The 13,281-nt window shown below is 48.6% G+C and carries 10 protein-coding genes; all 10 read left to right on the forward strand.

Translation table 11 applies throughout. The features are described from left to right. The first annotated feature begins 9 nt into the window (after positions 1-9). A complete protein-coding gene (tssH, locus tag BIT28_RS20805) occupies positions 10-2,625 on the forward strand; it encodes a type VI secretion system ATPase TssH (protein WP_075766859.1) in 2,616 nt (871 codons plus the stop codon). Positions 2,626-2,688: 63 nt separating this feature from the next. After that, positions 2,689-3,849 (forward strand): hypothetical protein, encoded by a 1,161-nt coding sequence (locus tag BIT28_RS20810; protein ID WP_075766860.1) that lies wholly within the window; start codon positions 2,689-2,691, stop codon positions 3,847-3,849. A 183-nt stretch (positions 3,850-4,032) separates the two neighbouring features. Continuing rightward, complete coding sequence (locus tag BIT28_RS20815; protein ID WP_075766861.1) at positions 4,033-5,187, forward strand: D-alanine--D-alanine ligase family protein; 1,155 nt, start codon at positions 4,033-4,035, stop codon at positions 5,185-5,187. 12 nt (positions 5,188-5,199) lie between these two features. Further along, positions 5,200-7,413, forward strand: coding sequence for an MFS transporter (locus BIT28_RS20820; RefSeq protein ID WP_245823812.1), 2,214 nt, complete (start codon positions 5,200-5,202; stop codon positions 7,411-7,413). Next, on the forward strand, positions 7,410-8,567 hold the full coding sequence (locus BIT28_RS20825; protein WP_075766863.1) for an ABC transporter substrate-binding protein: 1,158 nt from the start codon (positions 7,410-7,412) through the stop codon (positions 8,565-8,567). Before BIT28_RS20820 ends, BIT28_RS20825 begins: the two co-directional genes overlap by 4 nt. Further along, positions 8,564-9,295: a transporter substrate-binding domain-containing protein gene (locus BIT28_RS20830; RefSeq protein ID WP_083652015.1), complete on the forward strand. Its 732-nt coding sequence runs from the start codon at positions 8,564-8,566 to the stop codon at positions 9,293-9,295. Before BIT28_RS20825 ends, BIT28_RS20830 begins: the two co-directional genes overlap by 4 nt. A 1-nt stretch (position 9,296) precedes the next feature. Beyond that, positions 9,297-10,319 (forward strand): type VI secretion system-associated FHA domain protein, encoded by a 1,023-nt coding sequence (locus BIT28_RS20835; protein WP_075766864.1) that lies wholly within the window; start codon positions 9,297-9,299, stop codon positions 10,317-10,319. Position 10,320: 1 nt separating this feature from the next. Then, positions 10,321-10,794, forward strand: a complete 474-nt coding sequence (gene tssJ, locus BIT28_RS20840; protein WP_075766865.1) for a type VI secretion system lipoprotein TssJ — start codon at positions 10,321-10,323, stop codon at positions 10,792-10,794. 6 nt (positions 10,795-10,800) lie between these two features. Continuing rightward, on the forward strand, positions 10,801-12,123 hold the full coding sequence (gene tssK / locus BIT28_RS20845; protein ID WP_075766866.1) for a type VI secretion system baseplate subunit TssK: 1,323 nt from the start codon (positions 10,801-10,803) through the stop codon (positions 12,121-12,123). A gap of 11 nt (positions 12,124-12,134) precedes the next feature. Continuing rightward, positions 12,135-13,280 carry a type IVB secretion system protein IcmH/DotU gene (gene icmH, locus BIT28_RS20850; protein ID WP_075766867.1) on the forward strand — a complete coding sequence of 382 codons (1,146 nt, stop codon included), beginning with the start codon at positions 12,135-12,137 and terminating at the stop codon, positions 13,278-13,280. Position 13,281: the final 1 nt, after the last annotated feature.

Genomic DNA, 13,281 nt, shown 5'->3' on the forward strand with positions numbered 1-13,281 from the left:
GGACACAGCATGATCAATGTTGAATTACAGAGCCTGGTAAAACGGCTCGCCTTACCATTAAAAAGTGCACTTGAAGCCGCTGCGGGCGATTGCATGGCACGTACTCACTTTAGCATTGAACAAGAGCATTGGTTTAATCAGCTATTGAACGAGCCCAAGAGCGGTTGGGTTGAGATATTGCAGCAAGGCAATATTGGTCGTGACCAGATTGTGGATTTGCTCGCTCGTCATTTAAATGGTTTGTCTCGGGGGAATGATAGTCCACCGGCTCTGTCTCCGGCTTTGGTGGAGCTATTGAAAGACGCCTGGCTGCTGGCATCAGTTAACCATAGCCACGCTGAAGTTAATGGCTACCATATTTTATTGGTCCTGAAGCAGCGGACTGCGCAGGGTGGCTATAACGGTGAACTTAGTCCATGGCTTAATACTCTCTCGGTGGAATCCCTCAAAGTAAATGCTGCCAGGCAATTGCCTACCCAGCGTCCCGAATCCAGTGCCGGTTCGGCCGAAGTACTGGCAGGGGGGGAGGCCAGCACCGTTGCGTTGGACAAGTACACCCACAACCTGACTGCTGCTGCTGCACGAAACGGAGAACTGGATCCTATTTCTGGTAGGAATACCGAGATCCGCAAGTCTATTGATATTCTTTGTCGCCGCCGGCAGAACAGCCCGATCCTGGTCGGTGATCCCGGCGTTGGTAAAACGGCGATTGTTGAAGGTTTGGCCCAGCAGATAGTTGATGGCAATGTACCGCCGTCGCTGGCCAATGTTGAACTGCGAACGTTGGATCTGGCTTTGCTGCAAGCAGGAGCAAGCATTAAAGGTGAGTTTGAAAACCGCCTGAAAGATGTGCTGACTGAAGTTAAGCAATCTCCTCACCCGATCATTGTCTTTATCGATGAAGCGCACACCTTGGTTGGTGCGGGCGGTGCCGCTGGCCAGAATGATGCGGCTAATCTGTTGAAGCCGGCATTAGCTCGTGGGGAGTTTCGTACCATTGCTGCTACGACATGGGCGGAATACAAACAGTATTTTGAAACGGATGCAGCCCTGACCCGTCGTTTCCAGCTGGTTGCGGTCGGTGAGCCTAGTGAAGATGATGCGATCCAGATGCTGCGTGGTGTGACCCGCGGGCTGGAAAAACACCACCGGGTAAAAGTACTAGAAGAAGCAATTGAATCAGCGGTTAAGTTGTCGGTGCGCTTTCTTCCCGAGCGCCAGTTACCGGACAAAGCGATCAGCTTACTTGATACCGCCTGCTCCCGTATTGGGCTCAGCCAAAGTGCGTTGCCGCAGCAGCTTGATGGTCTGGCTGAGCAAATTCGTTATGCTAAGAACGAAATTTCGGCGGTAGAACGCGAACATGCCATGTTGGCCAACGGCGCAGAAAAGATAGCAGAAGTGCAGAAAAAGCTTACTTCACTGGAGGCCGAATATGCACAACTCGCTCAGCGTTGGGAAGCGGAGAAGGCTCTGGTCACTGAGATTACTGAGCTACAGGGCATTATTGATGAGAGATATTTTGCCGGTGATGATGTCAGTGAGAGTGAAGAGCAGCAGCAGCTTTCTGTAAAGCTTGATGCATTGTATGAGTTGCAAGGTGAATCCCCCCTGGTAATGCCGCAGGTGGATACCCAAACTATCGCTCAGGTGATTTCTCTGTGGACCGGGATCCCTGTCGGCAACATGGTCAAGGATGAAGTTGAACGTCTGCTGCAGCTAGAGCAGCGGATCGGAGAACGAGTTATCGGACAGACTGCGCCGATACAAGAGATCTCTCAAGCGATTCGCATGTCTCGTGCCGGTCTGACGGATCCACGCAAGCCGATTGGGGTGTTTCTGATGTGCGGGCCTAGTGGGGTCGGTAAAACCGAAACAGCTCTGGCCCTCACCGATCTTCTTTATGGTGGCGAGAAAAACATTACCACCATTAACATGACGGAGTTCAAAGAAGAGCACAAGATCTCAATGCTGCTGGGATCGCCTGCTGGTTATGTTGGCTATGGTAAAGGTGGGGTATTGACTGAAGCGGTGCGAAAAAATCCGTATTCCGTGCTATTGCTTGATGAAATGGAAAAGGCCCACCCTGGTGTTCATGATCTTTTCTATCAAATATTCGATAAAGGCTCGATTTCTGATAGTGAAGGTCGCGATATCGATTTTAGAAATACCATTATCATTATGACCTCTAACGCGGCTGACAGTGCCGTGGTCGACGCCTGTGCGCAGGAAAGGCCGTGTATTCCGACGTTGACCCAGACGATATTCCCGGCATTGCAGCAGTACTTTAAACCAGCATTTATCGGACGCTCGACGGTAGTGCCTTACTTCCCGCTCAATGATGACGAAATGGCGAAAATTGCCCGCTTGTCGCTTCGTCGTATCGAAAAACGTGTGCGCAGTCATTATAGCGCTAGTTTCTCGTATGGTGAGGAGTTAATCGAGCACTTGATAGCACAGAACCACTCTCCGGAGACCGGAGCGCGTGCTATCGAGCAGATCATTAACCGAACCCTGATGCCAGAATTGGCGACCCAATGCATTGTTCGATTGAGTGCCGGCCAGTCAATCAATGCTGTAAGTATTTCTTGTCATGCCGGTGAAGTTAGCTTTGATATTGAATAATTCAGTACCAGTGATAGGCCGGTTGGAAATTGTGCTCAAGTAAAAATGTAGGGGATTAACGTTATGTTTGGTAGAAAAAAAAGTTACGACTTGGAAAAAGCACGAGACAGAGACAGCATATTGGCTAATGCGGGTATTGCCGGTGTTGGTACTCAAGGAATTTACACACCGAAAGGCAGTGCAAGCGGTGCAAAGTTAAAGCCTCGCCAGAAGAAGCTTCCTAAGCAGGTTGGTTATACGAAACAACAAGCTTTAGACGATGCAAAGTTACTTGGCCAGGTAACGATGGATATGCGTAGCGATATTGCCGGCTATGTCGGAGATGTGGTTGATGCAACCAAGGACCTGAGTAGCTTAGCGTCAGGAAGCGGCGGAATTTATACCGCTGGCGGCGGACTTGAATTTACTAATGGCAATATTATTGGTGCGGTGAAGCTTGGTCATGATGTTATCTGTAATATCGTTGAGTGGGCCGGTAAAAGGAAACCAAAAGAGCTGCCTGCAAATCCGTTACTTACACCGATAGATGCTGCGCTATATGAAAATACTAAAACAGCGGCATATTTTAAGAAAAGAATGGTTAAGAAGATTGCCGGTGATGCGGTTTCTTTTACCGGCGGTGTACTGAGCAGTGCAACTCATGTGAATACCTTGGGAGCTGCCCGTCATGCTCGATCTGATGCCAAAACAATCGCGCACCTAGTTCGGCTCAAAGAGCAACTTAAGCAATATAAAAGCAAAGGGCTGGCGATGGAATATAAGCTCTGCAAGCTAATCATTGACTGTAAGAAGCTTAAAATAGAATCACAGTCGGCGGCACTGGCAGCCGACTGTATTCCGGGAAATGTCATCACCAGTAGTGCAACTGCTGCTGCGGGTTTTATTCACGGGCAAACCTTGGCATACCGCTTGTCGAATATGGAAGCCGATATCGAAAAGGCTGCCAAGATACTGCATTACCGTGCTTTTTACGAGATGGATGATGATTACGGTATTGCTGGTTTATTCGGCGAGCAGGCGACAAATGAATATGCGACTGAAACCCCTGCACTGGATATGGTTCGGGAGCTTTTTGCCCAGATTGCGAAAATCGAAAAAGAAAGAGTTTTAGTTAATGTACAAGGGCATAAATTGAAAGTTGGTGGCGAACATTTCCGTGCAGATAAACTGATGCGTGAACCTGCAGGTTGGTTAGTCATTGTTGATAAGCTAAACCTAATATGATCAATTCGGAGGCTAATAATGATGCATTATTAGTTTCCGTCAGGCTTTTAAAAGCGTTATTAGATAAAAGATGGCTGGTAATACAGCCGTAGTTAAATATTTTGCGGGAAAAGAAATATATTTAATTTCGATATAAAAGCGAATTTAAACAATAAATGTCGAAATAATAGTTAGGGTACGACAGTGAAGATTAGTCCATTTACAAAAGAGCAGCTTCAATGGATACGAAGTTCACTAAAAATTGCGGTTGTGCACGGAGGGGAAAAGGCACTACCGGGTAGTTATATCTATGAGAATTTGAGCCCGCGTTCGACCAAAACATATCAGCCAGTTGCTTGTGATATAGCCGATGCATTGAGGGAGTCTGGTTTCCAGCATGTCGAAGTACTGGCTGAGAATCTCGCATTGCCTCAGGCGTTGAAAACCCTAGGTATAGATCTGGTGATTACCAATAGCGGAGGTCTGCAAGGCTTTGATTCTATGTGTCATCTACCGTCTATGTTGGAAATGCTGGGGGTGCCGTATGTCGGCCACTCACCAATGACGGCAGGGGTCTTGGACAATAAGCATCTGTTTAAACATGAGATCCATGCAGCCGGGATCCCGACGGCTCCGTTCGTAACCATCGGTCATGGCGAAAGCGTTAATGATGACGCCAAAGGCGTCATGCTTGATCTTATCGAGCAGGAATTTGGTGAGGCATTTATCGTCAAACCGGTTTCAGGCCGTGCTTCGATTCACGTTCACCCGGTATTCAAGCGTGGTGAATTGGCCGAGATGGTTGAACTGGTTCAAAAAGCGACCAGTAATACCGTGATGATAGAACCGTTTTTGTCAGGACGTGAATTTGTGGTTGCCGTTGCCGGACCGACTGTTTTCAAGGATGGTGTATTGGTTGAGCGTGATCAGCCGTTCTCATTTTCGATCACTGAGCGGGTGCTAGCGGATGACGAAGCCATCTTCACGTCAATGGATGTTAAACCGATCACCAGCGATCGGTTGTTGAAGGTAGAAGATCCCGAGTTACGTAGTGAGTTGGCTGATATCGGTTCTAGGATATTCAATCAGATGGGCTTGCACACCCTTGTGCGGGTGGACCTGAGAATGGACTCGCGTGGCAAGCTGTTTGTACTTGAGGCGAATCCGAAGCCGGATCTTAAGCGCCCTGAAGGCAGTAAGTTAAGTATCGTTTGTCACGATTTGGCGGGGGAGGGTATGGGCTATCATGATCTGATCCAGTCATTGGTGTTTAACCGCCTGGCTTATCTGCATAAACATCGTTCTACTACACTGGCACATTGCTTTACTGAAGAGTTCTTCAGTTTGGCGCTGGCCTAGCTAGGAGTCGCTGTGAGACCGGTAAAGGATCGAATCAGGCTCATGCTCGGACTGACAGTAGTTGCCTTGTCGCTGCTGTTGGTTTTCGTCGTAGGCTATGGTCAGGCACTGAAAAGCTACCGTCAGTTGACAACCGATACGGTAATGGCGCAGACCGAAGCTGCGCGTCTAGGCGTTGAACAGGTGCTTAACTCTGGGGTGTCGCTGGAAGATATCGCAGGGTTAGGTCAGATCTTGCAGCCGATTGTCGAAGCTGATGTCTCGGTGACTGGCTTGCGTCTGTTATCTGGACAGAAGCAATTATATCTGTATGGCGATGTGCCGGAGATCGGCAACCGGATTTCCATTCCGCTCAGTAACAAGTTTACCCAGGTAGGGACACTCGAAGTTGTTCTGAGCGATCTGATGGTTGAAGCCACGGTGACTGAAAGCTTTCAGCCGTTTATCTGGTTGATTGTGGTGCTCCTGACGGTGTTTATCGGTAGCGTCTTAAATAGCAGCAAACGGGCGGTTTACCTGACCAGTTTTACGATGGTGTTTCTGGCCATGTCTGTCAGTGTCATGATCCTGGTCGGAAGTCTGTATCGTGATGGCTTGCAAAGCAAGGCGGTGTCGCTGGCTGATGTGGTCAGTCAGCGTTTGTCGCCGATTTTGGTTCATGATGTGGATCGTGATCTGGTGACCGGTGTCGAGTTGATGCTTGATAACTTTCGCCAGACTAACCCGGAACTGTCAAAGATCGCGGTGTTTAAAGAAAACCGTCCGGTGGCTGCCAGCTGGCAGGGTGAGGGGATGGCAGAGGTTATCTCCGATACCGGCATGCTCGATTACATTATAGGTACCTCTTCATCAGGGCAAGTCCGCCTGACCTATAAAGCAGAAATTGTTCTTGCCCAGCTGGCCCGGACATTAAAGAATTTTGCGGTGCTTTTCTTTGCATGTGGTCTGGTGTGTTTTGCCTTTATCCGCCTGTTGAGCGGTGAAGCCAACCAAAAGCGCAGCGATGTGATATTAGAGCGGATTAAACCCCTTTTTCTCGGGGCGGTGCTGATGGAAGCGTTGATGGCACCGATTATGCCACAGTACATGGCCTCGGTCGCGGAGTCGGCAGGACTGGGTACCGGTGCATCATCATTGTTTTTTACCCTCTATTTCCTCGGTTTTGCACTGACCCTGCTGCCAGCAGCGAGACTGGTTGAGATGTACGATATCCGGCGTGTGCTGGTGTTCGGAATCTTGCTGTCGAGTCTTGGATGCGGGTTGCTGGCGATGGACATGGGGCTGGAAGCTATCTTGTTGGCTCGTTTGGCTTCTGGGGTGGGGCAGGCGCTGATCTTTATTTCTGTCCAGGGTTATATCCTGCGGTTCAGTAATAAAGACAACAAAACTCAGGCTGCGGGGATCATCGTTTTCTGTTTTAACGCCGGATTTATAGCCGGGGCTGCAATTGGTGCGCTGTTGGCTGATTATCTGGGGGACAAGGGCACCTTTACTCTTGCCGCTAGCATTGGGGTGATTATGAGTCTGTTTAGCCTGATCCTACCGTCGATGCGAGCAAGACAGAAGCGACAAGGCTCGGTTGCCGATATGGTCTCCGCAATGATGGCGGATTCATGGCGCTTAATTAAAATTCCAGCTTTTGTCCGCACAATGCTGCTGGTGGGGATCCCTACCAAAGCGGCGTTAACCGGTATTGTTTCTTTTGCGGTGCCGTTGCTGCTGGCCGAACGGGGTGTTAGCAAAGAAAGTATTGGTCAGGTCTTGATGTCGTATGCCGCCATCGTGCTGCTGGTCAGTCATAAAGTCGGACCTTGGGTTGACCGTCTGGGTAACAGCAAAACGGTATTGAGTCTGGGCAATCTAATTGCCGGACTTGCTTTGGTCTTGTTGGCTATCGGGTTGGCTATGCCACAAAACTGGCAGACCGTTGTGGTGATGACGCTGGCGATGATGACGATGGGGTTCTCTCACGGTCTGATTAATGCGCCAGTGGTTACCCACGTGGTTGTCAGTATGGCTGATAGCCAAGAATCGGACTCAGTTATAGCGGCAACCTACCGTTTTCTTGAGCGGTTTGGCCATGTCTCGGGATCGATTATCGTTGGTCAACTGTTGATCTGGTTTGGTGCGGAGTACGCCATGTTGGCGCTGGCTGGCTTTTTTATTGCGGCTTGCATGCTGTTTACGATTTTCAGCCAAGGTACGGCTAAGGCGGTGTCATCATGATGCGCTTGCTAATGTTGGTTACTTTGATGTGGAGCCCGGTGTTATGGGCAGATACCCAATGGCCAACCTGGCTGGGTGATGAACTGAAACCAGCATCCGGCAGCCACTGGCAGACTAAGAGCAGTCAGGATGGTGTCGAGTTCTTGCCGGTGAAATCCGCGCCAAAAATTATGGTGATAGTGTCGCGTCAGGCTAAATCCTATGATATTGCACTTGAGACCTTGCTTGGTATATATAGCCGTGAACTACCTTTGGCCCGTTTTGTGGTGCGCAGGCTGCCTGTTGCACAAACCGATAACGATGAGCAAGAGTTATTACTTCAAATGCTCAAAAAAGCCGAAAGTAACTCTCACCTGATTTATACCGTTGGATCAAAAGCGACAGTGGCTGTTCGCAAAGTTTACAAAGGCGGCAAGGTTGCTGTTGTTTCTGTTAATGCGAAAGACCCGGTGCTGTTAGGCCTTATCGCTAGTGATCAGGGCTCGGGCGATAACTTTGCATTTACGTCATTGAACCTTCCTGCCGAGGTGACGCTGGCATTTATGGAACGTTTCAACCCGTCGTTAAAGCAAATTGGTGTGTTATACGCGAGTAAGAATAAAAGCGCCTATACGACGCAATATTTGCCGCTGAAGAAACTTGCGGAGAAGAGTGGTGTGAAAATTGTGCCAATCGTGGTCGATGAAGAGCAGCCGTTGCTTGAGCTAGACGCTGCGATGACCAAGGCGATACGCACTATGCGCCTGACTGATCCTTCCTTAGATAGTAGCTTGCTTTGGTTGACTGGCAGTTCAAGTTTACTGTCAAGAATGGCTGAAATTAATCAGTATTCTGGTGATTTGGCTGTCATTTCTGCCGTACCTGATGTGGTGAAAAGTGGCTCGGACAGCGCACTGATGTCGTTTGGTGTGAGTTTTGTCAACAATGCTCATCAGGCTGGTTTATACGGGTTGAAGATTTTGCGTGGAGAAGTAAAACCAGGAGACCTACCTGTGGGGCATATTTCACCGCCGGATATCGCGATTAGTTTTGAACAGGCTCGGCGGATCAAGCAACAAATTCCGTTTGTACTTATGGAAATGGCGAGCGATGTATACGGTATGAATGGCGACGTCATTCGTTCGAAAGGTAAATCGATGCAGGAGCAACAATGAGTTTAGTGATGTTTTTTAAAACTCAACGATTTCCGCTTGTTTTGGCTGTGCTGTGGGCATCTTGCGTCAGCTTCAGTGCCCACAGTGAGGTGCGTCCCGAGCGGTTATTGCTCGTCACCCAGGAGTGGCGTCCTTATCAATATCAGCAGGACGGCGAGATGAAAGGGCCGGGTATTGAAAAGCTCAAGTGCATTATGAAAGTGATGCAGCAACCGTATCAGATCACCATGACCGATTGGGATCGGGCACAAATCCTGGTTGAGGTGGGTGAACATCATGGTTTCTTTCTGGCGTCTCAAAATGCGATTCGCGATAAATATGCCGATTATTCATTGCCGGTGCTCAGTCAGGTATGGAGCTGGTTTAGTTTGTCCGACTCGATTGATACAGAAAGCATGATGTTCAAAGAAGAAGTTGCTGTTACAGCAATTTTTGGTTCGAACAAATGGTTTTGGTTACACAAGTCGGGTTACCGGGTGGAGAAAAAACCACGTCAGCCGACCACGTTGATTGAGCTGTTGCTTGCAGGGGAAGTCGGGGCAGTACTCGCTAATGACTTCGTGATGAAAGACGCGATTGAAAGTATGGGGATTAGTCATCGGGCGATCACACGTAATATCGTCAAGGAAAAGCCTTTAGGGGTCTATTTTTCTAAGAAGTTTACCAAGCAATATCCGTTGTTTGTTGGTGAATTTAACCAAGCAATTGGTCAATGTAAGGAGAGGTAATATGCCGTTGTCATTAAGAATAATAAGCTCTCCTGATGGAGAACCAATTTCTGAATGGAACAAGAACTTCCCGGAAGAGGGTGGCAGTATCGGGCGCTCTTACGGTACTACGATGCAATTGTCTGATGCGTCGCGAGCTATCTCTGGCACCCACGCGATCATCAACCGCGGCAGCCGCGGATATCAGGTAATGGATGTGAGTACCAACGGACTCTTTATCAACGGTAATTCCCAGCCGTTGGGTAAAAATAATAGTTCAAGCCTCAATGATGGCGATGTACTGGATCTCGGCCAGTACCGTTTGATGGTGTCTTGCTTTGTCCCGGAACAGGCTACGGTCAAACCGTCTTTTGCGGCTGAGTCGGTGTCATTGGGTGACTGGGGTGACGATCCCTTTGGCACGGAGCCCCCAGTGCAGGAGTTGCCGGTACAGCCAGATGCGGTGCGCCGGGAGCCAGAGTTGTCATTTACCGCACTCGCTGATTCGGCGTTCTCGGACAATGCGGCAAATGTTGAATTGGATCCTTTTGCCAATATGGATCCTGAAGTACTGCCGACGGTTGAGCACATGCATATTGATCAGCTCAAAGATGACAGTTTTGATGATGATCCTTTTTCCGATGAACAGTCTGAGCTGCTCGCTTCAGTTCCGTTTGTAACGGGTATTCAACCTGCACGAGGCAATTCTCTGACCCAGAGTTCTACAAACCCCGAACCCACAACCCTTCCGCCGGTCGGAATGGATCCTCAGCAACTCCTGATGATGCAGGCGAGACAGCAGGAAATGATGATTCAGGCTGCTGAAATGGCGCTTGGCAGGCTTATGGACGAGATGGCTCCGACCAGTCTTGAAGAGATGTTTAAAGATCTGGTTAGGCCCGGCTTTTTTAGCCCTAAGCCGGATTATTGGGAAATGTATAAGCGGTATTTTCTGCGTCAGCAGGACAACCAAGAGTGGCAATTAAAATTCAAAGCGTATTTCAGCGAGAGCTTACGCATTAAACAATCTCTTGGAGAAAAGTGATATGGCAAAAAAGCTTTTAATACTCCTTAGCGTTTTCTTGATCAGCGGATGTAGCTATCTAACGTTTTGGAAAGATGCGTCACCACTACAGGTAATCGTCAATATTGAGGCTGCCAACAATATTAATCCCAATGTTGATGGCCTGGCCTCCCCGCTGGAAGTTCGTGTTTATCAACTTCAGGACAGCGAAGCTTTTAACCAGGCAAGTTTTATTGATCTCTATAACGATGATCAGGGTGTACTGAAAGCCGGCCTGTTGTCAAAGCGGAACCTTGATAGCGTGTTACCTGGTGAAAAGCGTCAAGTAGCTATCCCGTTGATTGCCGAGACGGAGTACATCGCAGTTGTGGCTGCTTTTGCGGATTTTCGTGAAGCCAAAAACAAAGTGATTCTGCAGATTCAAGCTGGATTACCTGTTGTGGTTGATGTCAAGGTTGATGGCGTCAATGTCAGTATTACCGGTCAAGAGGACTAACCAAAAATGGATAAGAAAAAAGTTGTTTGGTCTGAAGGTATGTTCCTTAGCCCGCAGCATTTCCAGCAGCAGGAGCGTTACCTGGAAGGTTTCGTAAAAAATTATCGTGAGCTGATGATCCCGAACCGTTTTGGTTTGGTGGCATTGGAGCTTGATAGCGCGTTGAACAATATTGGTAAAGTAGGAATAAAGCGGGCGAAAGGACTATTTCCTGATGGAACGCCATTTGATATACAAAACGGTCTGGCTCTGGAAGTGCCTGCTGGTACCAATGACAAATTGGTTTATCTGGCATTGCCTATTTACCGCACGGGCGTGGTTGATATTGGCAGTCCGCAAGATAAACACCGTCGCTATCATCGCCTTGATCACAATGTGTTTGATACCAGCCGGGATCATAGTGAAGCTCTCCAGCTTGAATTGGCTTGCCTGAATATAGAGCTAAAACTGGAAGGGGATGATCTACAGGATTATACCGTGATCCCTATCGCCCATGTGACCGAGCATAAGGCTGACGGTGAGGTAGTACTGAACAAAGCTTTCATTCCTGTGTGTCTGCATTTCACTGTATCTGATTATCTGCAGGATAACGTCAATGATATTTATGCCCAGATGCAATATCGGGCGCGCAGTATTTCTCAGCGCTTGCAGGTTGAGTCCGTCAGTAAAAGCCATCAGGCTCTGATCCGCGATTACTTGTGGCTGCAAGCCTTGGGACGATGGCTGCCAACGATGAAAACCTGGCTCGATACCGGCACGGTTGCCCCGCAGGATATTTACCATGAATGCCTGAAAATTGTTGGTGAAATGCAGGGACTGGAAGGGAAGATGCCGCAGGAGTACGGGTGCTGGGAATATAGCCGCCTTTACTCATTGTTCGCCGGATTATTTTCGGATATCCGGATTTTGCTTCGTGAGGTGCAGCTTGACAGCCTGACCACATTGGTTTGGGATTCAAGCCTATTTGAAAAGCGCCGCCTGTTGCGTACCTTGGTTCAGGATCGCGCTTTGTTTAATGGTGGGCGCTTTGTGTTGGTGGTGTCGTCAGCACTGGGTTCAGTCAAACTTAGTGAACAGTTCCCGTTGGCCAGTAAACTGGCTGGAAACAGTACCATTGCTGATCTTGTCCGTAATGCGCTTTCCGGCGTACCGCTCCGTACTCTTCCGGTTCCGCCTTCTGAGCTAAAGGCACGTAGTGATGCCGCGTATTTTGAAATCGATACCCAGTCAGCGTTGTGGCGTGAGCTGATCCAGAAAGATGAACCTATCGCACTGCATATCGATAGCCGTATCGGTGATATTGATGTTGAATTTTTCGTGATTCGCTAGGAACTTAGTCCATGACTTCATTATTCAATGAACAAGAGACGATCGCGATCCGCCGATCAGAGCCTGTCAGAAATGGCAGGCAGGAAGAGCAAGTTGTAACACTTGACTTAAGTGGTACTGAAAAGCTGATTGAGCAGCTGGCGATCTATGATAATCCGTTACTCAATGCGGGTAGTGGGCTGCTTGCGTTGCTGGTGAGTTTGCCGCGTCAGGCATCACCGCTTGACATCGATGGTTTCCGTCAGCAGTTGTTAGACAGTATCGCCGACTTTAAGCGGCGCGGGCTGTTTTTGGATTACCACCCTAGCGTAATTGAAAAAAGCTGCTTTGTACTATGCGCGGCATTCGATGAAACGATCCTCTACACCAGCTGGGGTGAAAAATCCCGTTGGGAAAACCATTCTTTACTGAGCAAAGTATTTAACCAGCGTGATGGGGGGGAGGTCTTTTTCAGCCTGCTTGATCAGGCCCGTCGTCAACCTGGCAAGCTGGTAGATTTTCTCGAGCTGCAATATGTACTGATTATGCTGGGCTTTCTTGGAAAGTACCGTCACGCTGAGCGCCAGAAAATCAACGAGCTCAAGTCTGAGCTGTATACGATTATCCGCTATTATCGCGAAGAGTCGGCTTTGCAGGTTCCCAAAACACCAGAATTGCCAGAGGTGCAAAAGCCATGGTGCTTCCTCAGCTCGACCAAGTTATTGCTCATCACCCTGTCGGTACTTCTTGGCTCGTACTTTTTCTCTGAGTACTGGTATCAAAATCGCAGTGAAGCGACATTGTTGGCATTCAGTTCGCTTAAGATGGATGGATTTGATCATGCGACCCGAAACCAAGATTTGGTTTATGTCAGCACTGACGAAGATCTGGGGCTGGTCAGTAGCGACAAAGAGCAAGTGCCACAGCCTGATACTGCAGCTGCACCTAAGGTTGGTTGGGAGATCTTACTGGCTGGTTTTGCCGAGCATGCTGATGGTGAGCGGCTTGCAAAAGAACTGAGAGTGGCAGGTTACTCCGTCACGCTTAAAGATGTGGCTGGTGGCACCGAACTTATCGTTCCGAATCAAGCTGATATGAGCAAAGCAAATTTGCTGAAAAATGAGCTAAATATTCGCTTTGGCCTAAATGCATCAGTACGTCGGAATAGACAAGAATAAT

Source organism: Photobacterium proteolyticum, from assembly GCF_001939735.1.
GTDB lineage: Bacteria > Pseudomonadota > Gammaproteobacteria > Enterobacterales > Vibrionaceae > Photobacterium > Photobacterium proteolyticum.